Below are 16,298 nucleotides of genomic sequence, written 5' to 3' on the forward strand. Positions count from 1 at the left end.
TGGCGCGTCAGAGCAGGCCGAGCCGGCGGTTGAGGAAACGGCGCTCGGCCTCGGTCGTGGCCAGTTCGAGTGCCCTCTGGTAGGCCGCCCGCGCCCCCGCGATGTCGTGCAGGCGGCGCAGGAGCTCGGCGCGGGTGGAGTGGAAGTAACGGTAGTCGTCGAGGGGGAGCGCGTCGACGATCGCCAGGGCCGCGCGCGGCCCCTCGACCTCGGCGATCGCCACGGCACGGTTGAGCTCCACGACCGCCGAGCCCGTCAGCTCCCGCAGCCGGTCATAGAGCGCGGCCACGGCCGGCCAGTCGATCCGCTCCTCAGCCTGGAGCGCGGCGATGGCCGCCTGCACCGTGTAGGCGCCGCGAGCGCCGAGCGCGAGCGCGCGGTCCAGCAGCCCCCGCCCTTCCTCGATCTGCGCGGAGTCCCACAGACGGCGATCCTGCTCGTGGAGCAGGACGATCTCGCCGTCGCGAACACGGGCCGCGCGCCGCGAGTCGTGCATCAGCATCAGCGCCAGCAGCCCGATGGCCTCGGGCTCGCCGGGCATGAGGGCGAGGAGTATCCGGGCCAGCCGGATCGCCTCGGCCGTCAGGTCGGCCCGGCCGTCGCCGTACCCCTGGTTGAAGATCAGGTAGAGCACCGCGAGCACCGCGGCCAGACGGGCGGGCAGGCGGTCCTCCCGGGGTATCGCGAACGGGATCCCGGCCGCCCGGATCTTGGTGCGCGCACGGGAGAGCCGCCGCTTCATCGTCTCCTCGCTTACCAGGAACGCCCGGGCGATCTCCGGGGTCGACAGGCCGCCCAGCGCCCGCAGGGTGAGCGCGACCTGAGCCTCCGTCGCGAGCGCCGGATGGCAGCACATGAAGAACAGTTCGAGTCGTTCGTCGGGAATCGCCGTCTCGTCCATCGCTACCTCATCGCTGGGCTCCGGCCGATCCAGCAGCCGGAGCTTCTCCGCATGGGTACGGTCGCGGCGCAGGCGGTCGATCGCCCGGTTGCGCGCGGTCACCACGAGCCAGGCCCCCGGATTGTCCGGGAGCCCGTCGCGGCTCCAGCGCTCGGCGGCGGTGACGAACGCCTCCTGCGCGGCCTCCTCGGCGACGTCGATGTCGCCGGTGTAGCTCACCAGGGCGGCGAACACACGCGCCCACTGGTCGCGGAAGATCTCCTCGAGCACCGGCTAGAGCTCCACCAGCGGCCGCACCTCGACCGAGCCGCCCAGGCGGGCGGCCGGGATCCGGGCGGCGAGCTCGAGCGCCTCGTCGAGGTCGCCGGCCTCGACGATGTAGAACCCGCCGAAGATCTCCTTGGTGTCGGCGAACGGCCCGTCGGTCACCAGCATCTCGCCGCCCTGGACCCGTACGGTGGTCGCGGTGCCGGCCGGCTGCAGCCGCTCGCCCGAGATCATGCGTGCGTCCTGCATCAGCGTGACGTACTCGGCGCTGATGGTGGCGCGCTCGTCCGCGCTGAGGTCGTCGTAGGCCTCGGGACGTTCGTTGATGAGCAGTGCGTATCTCACCGGTGGTCTCCTTGAGCTGCTTCGCGGCGGTAGACCAGGAGGGCGGCCTGGCCCACCCGCTCGGCGGACTCCAGGCTCAGCCCGGCGGGCTGCCCCGGCCGGTCGAACAGCCGGCGCCCCTGGCCGAGCACGGCCGGGAACACCAGCAGCCGATACTGGTCGATCAGGTCGTGCTCCTTCAGCGCGTCGACGACGCCGGCGCTGCCGGCCACCACGATATCCTGGCGCTTCTTCCGCTCGGCCACCTCCTCGATCAGCTCGCCCCGCAGGAGGGCGGAGTTGCTCCACCCCTCGACGCTGTCCAGCGATCGGGAGGCGACGAGCTTGGGGATGGCGTTCATCTTCCTGGAGAACTCGTCGTCCCTGGGGGACCAGATGCGGGAGAAGAGCTGCCAGGTGACGCGGCCGAGCAGCATGATTCCGGTGTCGAGCACCTCTCCGAGGGCGAACTTGTCGCCGGCCACGGACTCGGGCCCGTAGCGGAACGCCCATCCTCCCCACGGCGTTCCCTGTGCCCCGTCCGGGTCTTCGACGACCCCGTCGAGAGAGACGAACTCGATGACGATCAGCTTGCTCATGATCTCGGACCTTCCTCGAAGCCGGTTACTCGGCGACAGGACGGTCGAGGACCCCTCGGGGGGACAGGCGGTTAATGTGATATGGGTCACAGATCATTTGGTCTCGTCCGGCGGCTTTACCTGTGACCGTCTGCCCGGACGTTTAAGCACAAGGTAACCTGTCAACTACTGTGCGTATAAGTTGCCTGGTCAAACGGTAAAGGTTGCACCGAAGGGCTCGGTGAAGCACCGTCATGCACATCAAGCACGAAGATCACGACCATCGCCTCCGGCTCCCGTTCAGTCACGCCATCGGCGACGACACCGACATGCTGCCGGTGCAGGCGGCAGGCCCCGGCCAGCTCACCCTGCTGACCCCCGCGGCCGTGCACCATCAGGTCTTCACCGTGGTCCGGCTGCGCGCCGGCTACGACCTGGCCGAGGTGGACGCGTTCCTGGCCAGCGTGGAGACCACGCTCGGCCTGCTCTGGCAGGACAACGCCCACCTGCGCGAGCGTCTGGCGAACATCCCGGTCCCGCAGATCCCGGCCGACCTGCTGGCCGAAGCGGAGCAGACCGCACAGGACACCGTCGAGGCCGCACAGCAGGAGGCGCGCCAGATCCTGGCCGAGGCCCGCGCCGATGCCGAGCGGCTGCGTCGTGAGGCCGCCGCCGCGGCCGATGCGCTGACCCAGGCCGCTCGCCTGGCCTACCGGGAGGCCATCGAGGAGCAGCTCGACCAGTTCGACATGGTGCTGTCCGACCATGGCCGGCACCTGCAGAACAGCCTGCGCGCCCAGCTGGGCCGGCTCCGCACCGTCCTCGAGGACATCGCCACGCCCGGCCATGCGGCGCACGCCGGTCCCGTCGCCGCGCCCTGATCGAGCCGTTCCGTACGCACTCTCGCCAGAAAGGTCGTGAAATGTCCTTGCCGCTCGGTGGGCCGGCACTGCAGTCGGCGCTGCAAGAAGCGGGCCTCGACGTCGCCATGCCCGCCTGGACGGTGTGGGCGGCCGTGGGCCTGGTGGCGCTGTCCACGCTGGCCGGAGCCCATCTGGCCCAGCGCAACGCCGCCAAGATCAGCATCTGGCTGGCCCTCGCCTCGGCGCTCATGCTCATCACCGCCCTGACCGACGTGATGCCGGACGCCTGGCGTGAGGCCCACGCCACCGAAGTGCCGCTGTGGCTGGTGGCGCTGGCCGGGGTGATCGGCTTCGCCATCATCACGTACTTCACCCGCCACGGCCACCCGCACGAGGTCGCGGTTCAGCGCGGGCGGCACGCCCCCGGCCTGCACAGGCGCGTCAAGCAGGCCGTCAGCGCCGCGGTGTACGGAGGCGTGGGCACCGCCGTCGCGCTGGCCCTGCACCGCATGATCGAGGGCGCGACCCTGGCCCTGGCCGCCTCGGCCATCGTCGTGGCCGCACTCATGATCCACTCGGCCGGCGAGGGGCTGGCCATGACGGCCATGCTCGACATGGCCAGCAAACCGCGCATTCCCTGGCTGGCGCTCTCCTGCATCAGCCCCGCGGCCGGTGTCGTGCTGGCCGCGGTGGCGCCGATCCCGCCGCAGAGCGTGCCGATCCTGCTCGGCCTGCTCACCGGCGTGCTGCTGCGTACCGCCGTGATCGGACTGCAGATCGCCCGCAACAGCGGCCAGCTGGTGCGGCGCCATGTCGCGGTCGCCGCGGCAGGCGTGCTGGCCGTGGGCGGCATACTAGGCGCGGCGGAGACCATGTTCGGCGAGGAGTGGCCCATCCCGCCCGTCCCCATCGCCGCCGCCGGCCAGACCGGCAGGCCGCTCGTCCCGCCTACCCGTACACCGTCCCCCCGGCCCGAACCCACGCCGGAGCGAGGGCCGATGACGGCCTCCGAGCTGCGCTCCGCCGTCGCCGCCGGGCAGCTCGGCGTGGAGACCCTGCTGTCGCGCAGCGAGCTGGCCACCATAAGCGCCGACGTCGAATCGCTGCTGCGGGCCCTGCCGGGACGCAGCGCCGACGAGATCAGCAGAGTGCTGCGGAAGGGCAGGATCGGCAGCGGCGCCCTCATCGGCGACCTCACCCTGCGCCAGCGCCATTACCTGCTCAGCACCCTCGGCGCCCGGCCGGGAACCGCCGGCACGAACGCGGGGGGCTAGCGGGCGACCGGCAGGCAGGGGATGCGCGGTCTGCCTTGACCTCTGGGCGTCTTCGAAGCGGTCAGGGGGCGCGGCCCGTCAGGTAGCGCTGCAACGCGGGGGCCACCCAGTCGATGAGCTCGCCGGGCTCGGAGGCGATCAGCGCCTCCACCCGTACGGCATAGCGGGCGATGGCCAGCCCGACGAGCTGGCTGGCCGCGAGCGCGGCGCGCAGCTCGGGGTGGTCCACGCCGAGCTTGTGGGTGAGCTTTCCGAGCATGTCGTTGGCCAGGAACTCCCTGATCAGGGCCGCCGCGTGCTCGCTGGTCGCGGCCGAGCGCATCAGGCCGAGGACCGGGCCCGGCCGGTCCACCGCCCCGAGCAGGCCGAGGACGTAGCCGGCGAGGCGCTCGCCGAGCTTGCCCCGCGGCCCGTCCAGCAGCATGGCCACGGCCTGTTCGGGCTGGAACACCGACGTGACGACGGCGCTGAACAGTTGCTCCTTGCCACCGAAGAAGCGGCGCACGAGCGCCGGGTCCACCCCCGCGTCGGCGGCCACCTGGCGCATGCTGGTGGCCTCGTAGCCGCCGGTGCTGAAGGCCAGGGCCGCCGCCGAGACGATCTCCTCCCGCGTGGTCGATGTCCCCGGCCGCCGCCCCGTCCTGCGCGCTCGGTCATCCATGCCCGCAGCCTATATCCCCATGTAGGGACTTCCCAATATCCGGCATGCAGTAGATCTATCGCTTGGTTGGGCAGTATCCTTCGTCAGCCAGCGCCACCCCAAGCCGGACGTGAGGTCACCGTGGTCGAGCAGCAGTCCAGTGGCGGGGCCAGGGCCCGGGTCAGCGGCGCGCTGCGCCCGTTCTTCCAGTGGCTCGCGGGCACCAAGGGCTTCGCCCGGGTCGCGCCCAAGATCGTGCCGCCTCTCGACCGCTTCGTCAACCGCGTGACCGGCGGCCGCGTGCTCATGGGCGACCAGATGATCCCGCACCTGCTGCTCACCACGACCGGGAGCAAGTCCGGGCAGCCCCGCGAGAGCCCGCTGGCCTGCCTGCCCGAGGACGGCGGCACCTTCCTGGTGGTCGGCAGCAACTTCGGCAAGGAGCACCACCCGGCCTGGAGCGGCAACCTGCTCAAGACCCCGCAGGCCACGGTGACCTTCCGCGGGCGCGTCATCCCCGTGACGGCCCGCCTGCTGAGCGGCGCCGACCGCGAGCAGGCCTGGCGGACGCTCACCCGCTTCTGGCCGCTGTACCAGGGCTACACCGAGCGCTCCGGCCGCGAGCTGCGCGTCTTCCGCCTCTCGCCCCGTTCCTGACCGCGCTCAGCCGGACAGGACGCGGCGGCCGGCGTCCACAGCTCGCGGAAGGGGAACCGGCCCATGTGTGACGGTTCCACAGTCATCCGCCCGGCCGTCTGGCGCGCGTCCGCGCGGGGCCGCCCAACGCGTACGCCACGGCGCGCTCCGGGCCGAGCCTCGCCCCTTGACGGAAGGCCGCCGCGAACCCCGCTCCGCCCAGCGCTCGGCGGGCCTGTCGCGTGCAGCGCTCGTGCCACGTCGTGTGATAGCTCATCCATTCGGGTGAGGCTCCCACCGCCTGCCACATCGCGTGCGCCGCGCCCAGCAGCTCGGCGGCCCTGTCGTGTTCTCCCCGCGCGCCCGCGATCCACGCCAGGACCTCCAGGCACTGGGTGAGGCACCATCTGTCGTTGATAGCCCCGGTGAACTCGGTGGCCGTGGTCACCAGCGCTTCCGCCTGCCGGCTGTCGTCCAGGTTCCAGCGGGCGACACCGAGTGCCAGCTGGGCGTACGCCCGGAACACCAGGGCGTCCTGCCGCTCACACAGGGCAAGGAGCTGCTCGCCGTACTCGGCGGCCTGGTCCGGGTCCTCGTCGGAGCCGTACGTGGAGGCGACGTAGAGGGCCAACATGACGCCGTCGAGGTCGTCGATGGCGCGGTGGAGGGCGAGGGCCTGCCGCACCAGCGAGAGTCCGCGCCGGGTGTCATGAGCGAGGAACGCCGCGACACCCAAGGTGCGCAGGCCGTTCGCCAGCAGTTTCCGGTCTCCCGCCTCGCGGGCCATGACGATGGATTCGTGCAGCTTCGGCATCCCCGCCACGAGGTCGCCCTGGCGGATGGCGAGCATGCTGGCGGCCCAGAGCGCGGCCGCCCGGCCGGGGTCGGACTCGGGCAGCTGCTCGAGTCCGCGCTCCAGCCAGTAGCGACCCTCGGTGAGCGAGCCGGCGAGCAGCCAGAAGCACCACATCGCCGCCGCGGCGCCCACCTCCACGCAAGCCAGCGCCGGCTCGCTCAGACACGCTTCGAGGGCGGCGCGGATGTTGGGCAGCTCCCGCTGCAGCAGCAGGTATCGCTCCAGCTGCTCGGGAACCATCTCGTCGACCCGGTGCTCCTCCACCAGGTTCCGGTAATGATCGACGTACCGCCGGCGCAGCTGCCGCATCTCGGAGGGCGGCATCTGCTCGCAGCCGAACGCGCGCAGGCTCTCCGGCATGCTGTACCGGGCCCCGTCCCTGATCAGGACCGACTTGTCCACCAGCCCGGCCAGGTGATCGAGCACGTCGAGGCGGTCGATGCCCTCGCCCGAGCACACCGCCTCCGCCGTCTCCAGGTCGGCCCCGCCGGGGAACATCCCCAGCCGGGCCCACAGCCGCCGCTCGCCGGTCGAGCAGAGGCGGAAGCTCCAGTCGATGGTCGCGCGCAGCGTCTGGTGGCGGGGGAGCGCGGCGGGAGCCTTCGCGGCCAGTACGTCGAACCGCTCGTCCAGCTCGCGAGCCAGCTGTTCGAGCGGCAGGGTGCGCAGCCGTACCGCGGCCAGCTCTATCGCCAAGGGGATCCCTTCCAGGCGCTGCACCAGCCGCGCCACGGACGCCATGTTGTCCGGCTGCAGCGCGAAACCGGGCACGACGCCCGTCGCGCGCTCGATGAACAGGCGTACGGAGTCCTGGCGGGCGATCTCCCGCAGGGTGGCCCCGGGGCTCGGGATGGGCAGGGGAGGGACCGGTAGCACCTGCTCGCCGTACACCCGTAGTGTGTGCCTGCTGGTCGCCAGGATCTGCAGGCGAGGGGCGGCCCTCAGCAGCCGCTCCACGAACGGGGCGCAGACCGCGCTCAGATGCTCGCAGTTGTCCAGGACCAGGAGCATCCGCCGGCCCGACAGATAGTCCACCAGCACGGTCATGAGGTCGGGGCGCCCGTCGCGCAGCCCCAGCGCCGTGGCGACCGCCGACTCGAGCAGGTCGCCGGTCTCCAGCGTGGCCAGCTCGACCACCTCGACGCCGTCCTGGTACGTGTCCCGCAGGAGCTCCGCCGCCCTGAGCGCCAGCCGGGTCTTGCCGACGCCGCCCACGCCGGTCAAGGTGAGCAGCCGGGCCTTCCCCAGCATCCTCCGTACCGCGAACAGCTCATGCGTCCGACCGACAAAGCTTGATTTGTCGGTCAGTAGGCCGCCACGGGCCTTCATGGAGACCTCCCGGGAAGGGGCTGCTCCCGCTCGCCTACCCAGGCCGCGATCTGGGCCCGGGAGTTGAACCCGAGCTTGTTCAGGATGTGCTCGACATGCCCCTCCGCCGTGCGCTGGGCGATCACCAGCGTGGACGCGATCGCCTTGTTGGTCATGCCCTGCGCGACGAGCTGGGCGATCTCCAGCTCCCTGCGGGTGAGCGGTGAGGCCGCCTCGCGCGCCGGCTCGGCCACCTGGACGCTCTCGCACATGGCGTACGCGATCGCCTCGTCGGGGATGAGCTCGGTGCCCTTGCGGAAGCCGGTCTCGAACGCGCGCCCGCCGAGGCGTTCCCGCGCCCGCGCCTCGGAGGCGTCGTGGTAGCCGGACAGATAGCTGAGCAGGGGAGCGCCGAACGACCGCCAGCTCTCCTGCGAGGCGCCGAACAGCACCGCGGCGCGCTCGGCCGCGCCGTCGACGGCCATCCACGCCAGCGCCTCGATGCACAGGGCGATGCCCAGACGGTCGTCGAAGGGCCGCTTGAGCCGGATGGCCTCGCGCTCCATCTCGACCGCCCCTGCCGTGTCGCCCTGCCGCCAGAGCTCGATCCCGTACACCCACAGCGTGTACGACCTGAACCAGTGGTCCTCGCGCGCCTCGCAGAGCGCCAGGCACTCCTTGTACTGGGCCTCGGCCTGATCGGAGTGGCCGAGCAGCGAGTGGGCGGTGGCGAGATACATCAGCGCGTTCACCATGCCCATGTCCTCGCCCGCCTCGCGGTGGCCTTCGACCGCCGCGCCGAGGAAGGTCACCGCGCCGGTGAAGTCGCGCTGGATCAGGGCCGCGAGGCCGGAGACGTACGCGGCGCCCGCGAGGATCCCCGCGTCGCCGAGCTTCGTGCTCAGGCTGTGGCACTCGTCCAGCATCTCCGCGGCCGGCGCGAAGTCGCTCTGCAGGACCGCCAGCCGCGCGTCGAGGCACAGAGCGCCGGCGCGGGCGGGGGTCGGCTCGGCGCCGGCGGAGAGCAGGCGGTCGAGCCACGTGCGCCCCTCGCGCAGCGAGGCGGCCGCGATCCAGTAGAACCGCAGCGCCGTGGCGATGGCCAGGCCGCGCTCCGCCTCACCCGGCGTCGTGAGGCAGTAGTCGAGCGCCGTGCGGAGGTTGCTGTGCTCGTTGTGCAGGCGCATGAACCAGGCCACCTGGTGAGGGCCGAACCATTCGCGCTGCGCGCGGCTCACCAGGTCGTGGCACCAGTCGCGGTGCCGGGCCTTCAGCTCCGCCTCCTCGCCCGACTCCCGCAGCCGTTCGCGGCCGTACTGGCGGATCGTCTCCAGCAGCCGGTAGCGCACTGTCGTCTCGTGCTCCTCGCGGGCCAGCACCGACTTGCCCACCAGGCCGACCACCAGGTCGACGACCTCATCGGTGAGGATGCCGTCCCCCGAGCACACCTGCTCGGCCGCCTCCAGGTCGAGACCGCCGGAGAACACCGAGAGACGGGCCCACAGCAGCCGCTCCTGATCGGTGCACAGGCCGTAGCTCCAGTCGATCAGCGCCCGCAGCGTCTGCTGGCGGGGCATGGCCGTGCGCGCGCCCATCGTGAGCAGCCGGAACCGGTCGTCCAGCCGGGTCAGCAGCTGCTCGACGGAGATCGCCCGCAGCCGCACGGCCGCCAGCTCGATCGCCAGCGGGATGCCGTCAAGACGGTGGCAGATGCGCGCCACGACCTCCTGGTTGGCCTCGGTCACCTCGAATCCCGGGAGCACGGCCTGGGCCCGTTCGGCGAACAGTCGTATCGCGTCGAACTGCTTCAGCGACTCGGTGGAAGGGCGCGAGCCGTTGCTGTCCGGCATGGGCAGCGTCGGCACGGGCATCGTCTGCTCTCCGGCGACGCCGAGCGACTGCCGGCTGGTGGCCAGGATCCGCAGTCCGGGCACGGTGCGCATGAGCGTCTCCGCCATCCTGGCGCAGCGGTCCAGCAGGTGCTCACAGTTGTCGAGGATCAGGAGAAGGTGCTTGTCGTGCAGGTGGTCGATGAGCACCTCGATGGACGGCCGTACGGAACGGTCCTGGATCTCCAGGGACTCCATCACCGTCTGCACGAGCAGCTCGGCGCTCTCCAGCGCCGCGAGCTCGACCAGCCACACCCCGTCGTGGAAGCTGCGCCGCAGGTCGTAGCCGACTCTCAGCGCCAGGCGCGTCTTGCCGACGCCGCCCACGCCGACGAGGGTCACCAGCCTGGCTTCGGACAGCAGCCGCTTGACCTCGGCAATCTCGTGCCGCCGGCCGACGAAGCTGTTGAGCTCCGAGGGCAACCGGAACGAAACGATCGGTGCGGTCATGGTCATGAATGCTCCAACGGCTCAGGCGCTCGGATCACCGCGCCGCTGGTGGCCGAGCCTCCACAACCCACATTATTCGGTGAATGCATTTAAATGCACTTTGTCGTTTTTGAAACTGATATGTCGGTCAAGGATGTCTCCTTTTTCTGGAAAAATTGGCAAAAATGGTCTCTTGGGGGGTCGCATCATGTTTTGTGGCTGTCTTTGCCGATGCGGAGCCATAGCTTTGCCGAGGGGATTGTTGCGGTCGGACATTTCGGGCATGGATGCATCGCGACCAGGAGGTTCAACTCGGGGAAGGAGACGATCATGACCTCGTCGACGTCACCGTTCGGACGGGCATTTCACCCTGGTGCCGGCTTTTCCGGCTGGCTGGGATTCGCCGGAACGCTGGCCATGGTGCTGGGCGTCTTCAACATCATCGAAGGTGTCATCGCCCTGTTCAAGACGTACTTCTTCGTCACACCCGGCGGGCGGCTGCTGGTGTGGAACTACACCGCGTGGGGCTGGATCTGGCTGGCGCTCGGTGTGCTGCTGTTCGCCATCGGGCTCGGTGTGCTGGCCGGGCAGATGTGGGCCCGTATGGCCGGGATCGTGCTGGCAGGGCTCACCATGATCGGCCACTTCGCGTTCATGGCGGCCTTCCCCGTCTGGTCCATCATCTCGATCGCGATCTGCGCCCTGGTCATGTACGGCCTGATCGCACCGCCGAGGGGGGCGACGGGCGTACGCGAGTGACCTTCTGAGCGGCCGCGGCCATCCATGTCACGGTGCGGCGGGGATGTGCCGCAGGTCGGCCGCCATCCTGGCAGCGGTCTCTGATAGGGCGGGAAGCACGTCGCGGAGCAGGCCGGCGCGGCTCGCGCGGCTGGCATGGGTGGCGACGTTGACGGCCGCGACCACCCGCCCGTCCCTGCCGCGGACCGGCACGGCGATCGATCGCACTCCCTCCTCCAGCTCCTGGTCGACCAGCGCGTAGCCGTCTTCGGCGGCCTGCCGTACGGCGGCTCGCAACTCGGCGGGTGATGTGATCGTGTGGCGGGTCAGCGGCTCGGGCGCGATGGCGGCCAGGCGCTCCTCGGGCTGATCGGCCAAGAGCACCCGGCCCATCGATGTCGCGTACGCGGGGAAGCGGGTGCCGACCGTGATGTTGACGGTCATGATGCTCACCGTGGGAACGCGCGCCACGTACAGGACGTCGTCGCCGGACAGCACTCCGACCGAGGCGGACTGGTGGACCCGGGCCACCAGGTCGGCCAGGTGCGGCTGCACGACCTCGCCGAAGGTGCGCTCCGACAGGGAGGCGTAGCCCAGCTCCATCACCTTGGGCAGCAGCGCGAAGCGCGAGTCGCGGGGGGTGACGTAGCCCAGTCGCTCCAGGACCTGCAGCGATCGCCTCGCGGTGGCCCTGGGGAGCCCGGTGGCCTTGGCGGCGTCGGCCAGGCTCAGGCCACCGCGGGCCGAGCCGAGCGACACCAGTACGGCCAGGCCGCGCGCCAGCGACTGCAGGAATCCCGCGCCCAGCTCGTCCTTGGCGGCACGGTGTCCATGGCCTCCACTTCGCGGAGGCGGCTCGGTCGCTGGAAGCTCCCGCGCAAGATGCGAGACGGCGGAATCCGGGCGGGGCTGGGGCGCCGGCCCGGACAGGGCCGCCTCCATGTCAGCGACCGTCTTGCGCAGCTGGGGGAGCGCGTAGTCGCGCAGGCTGGCGGCGGTGTGCCTGCTGGTGTGGCTGACGACGCTCACCGCGCAGACCGCTTTTCCCTCCGGGCCCCGTACGGGCACCGCGACCGCGATCAGGCCCGGCTCGATGAGCTGGTCGTCCTCGGCCCACGGCGCCGACGGATCGAGCAGGGCCAGGCCGGCCGCGCAGCGGGCGGCGGGCAGCAGGTCGCCGGCCCGGAAGGCGACCGACATGGTGCGCCGCCGGGTGAACTGGCCGATGAAGCGCACCCCGTCGCCGTCCTCGACGGCCAGCGACACGGACTCGTCCAGCTCCTCCGCGAGCCGCTCCGCCAGGGGCGCGAGGGGGCCGCGCAGGCCGCCGCAGGCGAGGTACGCCTCGCCCAGCTCCATCAGGGGCGGCGCCGGCAGCATGTCGCGCCCTTCGGCGCGGACATAGCCGAGGTGGACCAGCGTGGCCAGGACGCGGTCGACGGTCGACCTGGCCAGGCCGGTGGCGCGCACGAGGTCGGTGGCGCGCACCCGCCCGGGGCGCGACCGCCCGGCACGCGGCGGCGCGGCACCGTGACCCTCGCCGGCCGTCCCGCCTGCGGGCATGGGCCCGGCCGGGTCGGCGACGAGTGCCCTCAGCACGGTCAGGCCGCGCTCCAGGGTCCCTGCGGCCTCCATCCGGCCCTCCTCCGCTCGATCAAGGACTTTGACATGAACGCGGTCCCGTACGCATACTCGACATCACAATAGTGAACTAATGTTCACTATGCGAACACTCCCGGGTGAATGGAGCGTCGTGCGGAGAGACAAGGTGGTCGCGACCGCCGAGGAGGCGCTGGCGGGCGTGCGTGACGGCGCGTCGTTCGCGGTCGGCGGCTTCGGCCTCAGCGGCATCCCCAACGTGCTGATCCAGGCTCTTCACAACACCGGCGTGAGCGGGATCGGCGTGGTGTCGAACAACTGCGGAGTGGACGGCGGCGGCCTGGGGGTCCTGCTGGCGGCCGGGCGCATCGCCCACGTGACCGCCTCGTACATCGGCGACAACAAGGAGTTCGCCCGGCAGTACCTGGCAGGGGAGCTGGAGGTGGAGCTGACTCCGCAGGGCAGTCTGGCCGAGCGGCTGCGCGCGGGCGGCGCCGGCATCCCCGCCTTCTACACCCCGGCCGGGGTCGGCACGCCGGTCGCCGACGGCGGTCTGCCGCTGCGCCACAACCCGGACGGCTCGGTCGCGGTGTCCTCCCCGCCGAAGGAGGTCCGCGAGTTCGACGGCCGGCAGTACGTGCTGGAGCACAGCATCACCACCGACTTCGCCCTGGTCAGGGCCGCCAAGGGCGACCGGTACGGCAACCTCGTCTTCAACAAGGCCGCGCGCAACTTCAACCCCCTCGCCGCGATGGCCGGGCGGATCACGATCGCCGAGGTCGAGGAGCTGGCCGAGCTGGAGCCCGACGAGGTCCACCTGCCCGGCGTGTTCGTCCAGCGCGTCCTCGTCCTCACCCCCGAGCAGGCGGCCGACAAGGGCATCGAACGGCGCACAATTTCCGCGCCTCCGGCACGGGAAGGGACCACTTCATGAGCTGGAGCAGGGACGAGATGGTCGCGCGGGCGGCGGCCGAGCTGCGCGACGGCGACTACGTCAATCTCGGCATCGGGCTGCCCACCCGCATCCCGTCCTTCCTCCCGCCGGACGTGGACGTGATCCTGCACTCGGAGAACGGCATCCTCGGCGTCGGCCCCTACCCGGCCCCCGACGCGCTGGACCCCGACCTGATCAACGCGGGCAAGGAGACGGTGACCGTGCTGCCCGGCGCGGCGTTCTTCGACTCGTCGCTGTCGTTCGGAATGATCCGCGGCGGGCACATCGACGTGGCGGTGCTGGGCGCGATGCAGGTCTCGGCACGTGGCGACCTGGCGAACTGGATGGTCCCCGGCAAGCTGGTCAAGGGCATGGGCGGGGCGATGGACCTGGTCCACGGCGCGCGCCGGGTCATCGTGATCATGGATCACACCGCCAAGGACGGCGCACCGAAGATCGTCAAGGAGTGCTCGCTGCCGCTCACGGGCAAGGAGTGCGTGCACCGGATCATCACCGACCTCGGCGTGCTCGACGTCACCGGCGACGGGCTGAGGCTGGTGGAGACCGCGCCCGGCGTGAGCCTGGCCGAGGTGCGCGACCGTACGGAAGCGGAGGTTCTCGCATGAAGACCGTGTACATCGTGGACGCCGTCCGCACGCCGTTCGGCCGCCACGGCGGGGCGCTGGCCGGGGTCCGGCCCGACGACCTGGCCGCGCACGTCGTCCGGGCGATCGCCGAGCGCAACGACGTGGAGGCCCCGGACGAGGTGATCCTCGGCAACGCCAACGGGGCGGGCGAGGAGAACCGTAACGTCGCCCGCATGGCCGCCATCCTGGCCGGGCTGCCCGTGACCACGCCGGGCGCGACCGTGAACCGGCTCTGCGGGTCCGGCATGGAGGCCGTCATCCAGGCGTACCGGATGATCGCCCTCGGCGACGCCTCCACCGTGATCGCCGGCGGCGTGGAGTCGATGACCCGCGCCCCGTGGGTGCTGCCCAAGCCGGACAAGGCCTTCCCCGCGGGCGGGCAGGAGCTGGTCTCCACCACGCTCGGCTGGCGGCTGGTCAACCCGGAGATGCCCGCCGAGCACACCGTGCCCCTGGGCGAGGGCGCCGAGCTGATCGCCGACAAGCACGGCATCACCAGGGCGGAGCAGGACGCGTACGCGCTGGCCAGCCACCAGAAGGCGGCCAAGGCGTCGTTCGAGCGCGAGATCGCCCCCATCGCCGGCCTGACCAGGGACGAGGGCATCCGCGAGGACACCAGCCTGGACAAGCTCGCCCGGCTCAAGCCCGTCTTCCGCGCGAACGGCACGGTCACCGCCGGCAACGCCTCGCCGCTCAACGACGGCGCGGCGGCGCTGCTGCTGACCGACGAGTCCGGGCTGCGCGGCCGCGAGCCCCTGGCGCGGATCACCGCGAGCGCCGCAAGCGCGCTCGAACCCCGCTACTTCGGGCTGGGCCCGGTCGAAGCCTCGCAGAAGGCCCTGGCCAAGGCGGGCAAGAGGTTCGGCGACCTGGCGACCGCCGAGCTGAACGAGGCGTTCGCCGCGCAGGTCCTCGGCTGCCTGGCCGAGCTGCCCGATCTCGATCCCGCCGTCGTCAACCCCGACGGCGGCGCCATCGCCCTGGGCCACCCTCTCGGCGCCTCCGGTGCCCGCATCACCGGCGCCGTGGCCCACCGGCTCGCCGCCGCCGGCTCCGGCACCGGGCTCGCGTCCCTCTGCATCGGCGTCGGCCAGGGCCTGGCCGTCGTTCTGGAAAGGTAGCCACAGATGACCCCACCCCTCACCCAGGCCGACATCGACCGCGAGATCGCCGTGTTGCACGCGGCGCACGACGGAGCGGCGACCGGCCATCCCAACCGCGACTTCGCCCCGTACCGCAGCAGCGTGCTGCGCCACCCCAAGCAGCCGCTCGTCGCGCTGAAGGACCCGGAGGCCGCCGAGCTGGCCGGGCCCGTCTTCGGCGTCACCGACGTCTCCCCGTTCGACTCGGACCTGACCAGGCAGCACCACGGCGAGCCACTCGGCGAGCGGATCACCGTGCAGGGGCGGGTGCTGGACCGCGACGGGCGCCCGGTGCGCGGCCAGCTGGTGGAGGTCTGGCAGGCCAACGCCTCCGGCCGCTACCCGCACCAGCGCGACGACCATCCCGCGCCGCTCGACCCCAACTTCACCGGCGTGGGCCGCTGCCTGACCGACGACGAGGGCGGCTACAAGTTCACCACGATCAAGCCCGGAGCGTACCCGTGGCGCAACCACGTCAACGCCTGGCGGCCCGCGCACATCCACTTCTCGGTGTTCGGCACGGCCTTCACGCAGCGGCTGGTCACGCAGATGTACTTCCCGAACGACCCGCTGTTCCCGTACGACCCGGTGCTCAACTCCGTCACCGACGAGCGGGCCAGGCAGCGGCTGATCTCCACCTACGACCACGACCTGTCCGTGCCGGAGTGGACGCTCGGCTACCGGTGGGACATCGTGCTGGACGGCCCCGCCGCGACCTGGATGGAGGAGGGCCGATGAACCCCACCCCCTCCCAGACCGTCGGCCCGTTCTACGGCTACGCGCTCCCGATCCCCGGCGGAGGCGACCTCGCCCCACCGAGCGACGAGGGCGGGATCGTCGTCCACGGGTACGTCTACGACGGCGCGGGCGACCCGGTGCCGGACGCGCTGCTGGAGTTCTGGCAGGCCGACCCGTCCGGCAGCCTGCGCGGAGCGCGGGGCTCGCTGCGGCGCGACCAGGTGACCGGCGGGCTCCTCGGCAGGCACGGCGTCGACTTCACCGGCTTCGGCCGGGTGCCCACCGACGGCGACGGCCGCTGGGCGTTGCGCACGCTCATGCCCGGCACCGGGTACATCAGCGTCTGCGTGTTCGCCCGTGGCCTGCTCCACCACCTCTACACCCGCATCTACTTCGGTCAGGACGCCTTGCTCGACTCGCTGCCGCCCGAGCGCAGGCGGACGCTGGTGCCGGTGGAGGAGCGTGAGGGCGTCTACCGGTTCGACATCCACCTGCAGGGCGAGAAGGAGACCGTCTTCCTCGACTTCGGGTGACG

Annotated in this window: 16 protein-coding genes; 9 read left to right on the forward strand and 7 right to left on the reverse strand. The window is 71.4% G+C overall.

The window, feature by feature from the left end:
* Positions 1-7 precede the first annotated feature (7 nt).
* From ACQPWU_RS22180 to ACQPWU_RS22190, 3 genes are read right to left on the reverse strand one after another with little or no spacing between them, the layout of a single operon-like run.
* Entirely contained in the window at positions 8-1,171 is a 1,164-nt protein-coding gene (locus tag ACQPWU_RS22180; RefSeq protein ID WP_433442942.1) for an RNA polymerase sigma factor, read from the reverse strand.
* Positions 1,172-1,174: 3 nt separating this feature from the next.
* Positions 1,175-1,513: a YciI family protein gene (locus ACQPWU_RS22185; RefSeq protein ID WP_433442944.1), complete on the reverse strand. Its 339-nt coding sequence runs from the start codon at positions 1,511-1,513 to the stop codon at positions 1,175-1,177.
* A complete protein-coding gene (locus tag ACQPWU_RS22190) occupies positions 1,510-2,091 on the reverse strand; it encodes a dihydrofolate reductase family protein (RefSeq protein ID WP_433442946.1) in 582 nt (193 codons plus the stop codon). Before ACQPWU_RS22190 ends, ACQPWU_RS22185 begins: the two co-directional genes overlap by 4 nt.
* A gap of 233 nt (positions 2,092-2,324) precedes the next feature.
* Here ACQPWU_RS22190 and ACQPWU_RS22195 point away from each other — a divergent pair, with 233 nt between their 5' ends.
* Both ACQPWU_RS22195 and ACQPWU_RS22200 read left to right on the forward strand, forming a co-directional pair.
* Positions 2,325-2,951, forward strand: coding sequence for a DivIVA domain-containing protein (locus ACQPWU_RS22195; protein ID WP_433442948.1), 627 nt, complete (start codon positions 2,325-2,327; stop codon positions 2,949-2,951).
* 41 nt (positions 2,952-2,992) lie between these two features.
* Positions 2,993-4,207 carry a hypothetical protein gene (locus ACQPWU_RS22200; RefSeq protein ID WP_433442950.1) on the forward strand — a complete coding sequence of 405 codons (1,215 nt, stop codon included), beginning with the start codon at positions 2,993-2,995 and terminating at the stop codon, positions 4,205-4,207.
* 61 nt (positions 4,208-4,268) lie between these two features.
* Here ACQPWU_RS22200 and ACQPWU_RS22205 read toward each other — a convergent pair whose 3' ends face one another.
* On the reverse strand, positions 4,269-4,868 hold the full coding sequence (locus ACQPWU_RS22205) for a TetR family transcriptional regulator (RefSeq protein ID WP_433442952.1): 600 nt from the start codon (positions 4,866-4,868) through the stop codon (positions 4,269-4,271).
* Between the two features lie 120 nt (positions 4,869-4,988).
* Here ACQPWU_RS22205 and ACQPWU_RS22210 point away from each other — a divergent pair, with 120 nt between their 5' ends.
* Positions 4,989-5,504, forward strand: coding sequence for a nitroreductase family deazaflavin-dependent oxidoreductase (locus ACQPWU_RS22210; RefSeq protein WP_433442954.1), 516 nt, complete (start codon positions 4,989-4,991; stop codon positions 5,502-5,504).
* An 82-nt stretch (positions 5,505-5,586) separates the two neighbouring features.
* Here ACQPWU_RS22210 and ACQPWU_RS22215 read toward each other — a convergent pair whose 3' ends face one another.
* On the reverse strand, positions 5,587-7,590 hold the full coding sequence (locus ACQPWU_RS22215) for an ATP-binding protein (protein WP_433442956.1): 2,004 nt from the start codon (positions 7,588-7,590) through the stop codon (positions 5,587-5,589).
* A 74-nt stretch (positions 7,591-7,664) separates the two neighbouring features.
* Entirely contained in the window at positions 7,665-9,992 is a 2,328-nt protein-coding gene (locus tag ACQPWU_RS22220) for an ATP-binding protein (protein WP_433442958.1), read from the reverse strand.
* Positions 9,993-10,295: 303 nt separating this feature from the next.
* On the opposite strand from ACQPWU_RS22220, the gene ACQPWU_RS22225 reads away from it, so the two are divergent.
* A complete protein-coding gene (locus tag ACQPWU_RS22225; protein ID WP_433442961.1) occupies positions 10,296-10,724 on the forward strand; it encodes a DUF7144 family membrane protein in 429 nt (142 codons plus the stop codon).
* A gap of 27 nt (positions 10,725-10,751) precedes the next feature.
* Here the strand turns inward: ACQPWU_RS22225 and ACQPWU_RS22230 are convergent, their stop codons facing one another.
* A complete protein-coding gene (locus ACQPWU_RS22230) occupies positions 10,752-12,338 on the reverse strand; it encodes an IclR family transcriptional regulator domain-containing protein (protein ID WP_433442963.1) in 1,587 nt (528 codons plus the stop codon).
* Between the two features lie 118 nt (positions 12,339-12,456).
* On the opposite strand from ACQPWU_RS22230, the gene ACQPWU_RS22235 reads away from it, so the two are divergent.
* From ACQPWU_RS22235 to pcaG, 5 genes are read left to right on the forward strand one after another with little or no spacing between them, the layout of a single operon-like run.
* Positions 12,457-13,236: a CoA transferase subunit A gene (locus ACQPWU_RS22235; RefSeq protein WP_433442966.1), complete on the forward strand. Its 780-nt coding sequence runs from the start codon at positions 12,457-12,459 to the stop codon at positions 13,234-13,236.
* On the forward strand, positions 13,233-13,862 hold the full coding sequence (locus ACQPWU_RS22240) for a CoA transferase subunit B (protein WP_433442969.1): 630 nt from the start codon (positions 13,233-13,235) through the stop codon (positions 13,860-13,862). The genes ACQPWU_RS22235 and ACQPWU_RS22240 overlap by 4 nt, the downstream gene beginning before the upstream one ends.
* The gene (locus ACQPWU_RS22245) at positions 13,859-15,004 is read left to right on the forward strand and encodes a thiolase family protein (RefSeq protein ID WP_433442971.1); all 1,146 of its coding nucleotides are present in this window, start codon (positions 13,859-13,861) and stop codon (positions 15,002-15,004) included. The genes ACQPWU_RS22240 and ACQPWU_RS22245 overlap by 4 nt, the downstream gene beginning before the upstream one ends.
* A 6-nt stretch (positions 15,005-15,010) precedes the next feature.
* Positions 15,011-15,763, forward strand: coding sequence for a protocatechuate 3,4-dioxygenase subunit beta (gene pcaH, locus ACQPWU_RS22250; RefSeq protein WP_433442974.1), 753 nt, complete (start codon positions 15,011-15,013; stop codon positions 15,761-15,763).
* Complete coding sequence (pcaG, locus tag ACQPWU_RS22255; protein ID WP_433442977.1) at positions 15,760-16,296, forward strand: protocatechuate 3,4-dioxygenase subunit alpha; 537 nt, start codon at positions 15,760-15,762, stop codon at positions 16,294-16,296. Before pcaH ends, pcaG begins: the two co-directional genes overlap by 4 nt.
* Positions 16,297-16,298: the final 2 nt, after the last annotated feature.

Origin of the sequence: Nonomuraea sp. CA-141351 (genome assembly GCF_050944675.1) — a bacterium.
In the GTDB taxonomy this organism is placed as follows: Bacteria; Actinomycetota; Actinomycetes; order Streptosporangiales; family Streptosporangiaceae; genus Nonomuraea.

What these genes read in the sequence shown, in the direction of transcription:
- ACQPWU_RS22190 (WP_433442946.1), bottom strand. Translation starts at nt 2,091, where the DNA reads ATGAGCAAGCTGATCGTCATCGAGTTCGTCTCTCTCGACGGGGTCGTC.
- ACQPWU_RS22195 (WP_433442948.1), top strand. Translation starts at nt 2,325, where the DNA reads ATGCACATCAAGCACGAAGATCACGACCATCGCCTCCGGCTCCCGTTC.
- ACQPWU_RS22200 (WP_433442950.1), top strand. Translation starts at nt 2,993, where the DNA reads ATGTCCTTGCCGCTCGGTGGGCCGGCACTGCAGTCGGCGCTGCAAGAA.
- ACQPWU_RS22205 (WP_433442952.1), bottom strand. Translation starts at nt 4,868, where the DNA reads ATGGATGACCGAGCGCGCAGGACGGGGCGGCGGCCGGGGACATCGACC.
- ACQPWU_RS22215 (WP_433442956.1), bottom strand. Translation starts at nt 7,590, where the DNA reads ATGCTGGGGAAGGCCCGGCTGCTCACCTTGACCGGCGTGGGCGGCGTC.
- ACQPWU_RS22220 (WP_433442958.1), bottom strand. Translation starts at nt 9,992, where the DNA reads ATGACCATGACCGCACCGATCGTTTCGTTCCGGTTGCCCTCGGAGCTC.
- ACQPWU_RS22225 (WP_433442961.1), top strand. Translation starts at nt 10,296, where the DNA reads ATGACCTCGTCGACGTCACCGTTCGGACGGGCATTTCACCCTGGTGCC.
- ACQPWU_RS22230 (WP_433442963.1), bottom strand. Translation starts at nt 12,338, where the DNA reads ATGGAGGCCGCAGGGACCCTGGAGCGCGGCCTGACCGTGCTGAGGGCA.
- ACQPWU_RS22240 (WP_433442969.1), top strand. Translation starts at nt 13,233, where the DNA reads ATGAGCTGGAGCAGGGACGAGATGGTCGCGCGGGCGGCGGCCGAGCTG.
- ACQPWU_RS22245 (WP_433442971.1), top strand. Translation starts at nt 13,859, where the DNA reads ATGAAGACCGTGTACATCGTGGACGCCGTCCGCACGCCGTTCGGCCGC.
- pcaH (WP_433442974.1), top strand. Translation starts at nt 15,011, where the DNA reads ATGACCCCACCCCTCACCCAGGCCGACATCGACCGCGAGATCGCCGTG.
- pcaG (WP_433442977.1), top strand. Translation starts at nt 15,760, where the DNA reads ATGAACCCCACCCCCTCCCAGACCGTCGGCCCGTTCTACGGCTACGCG.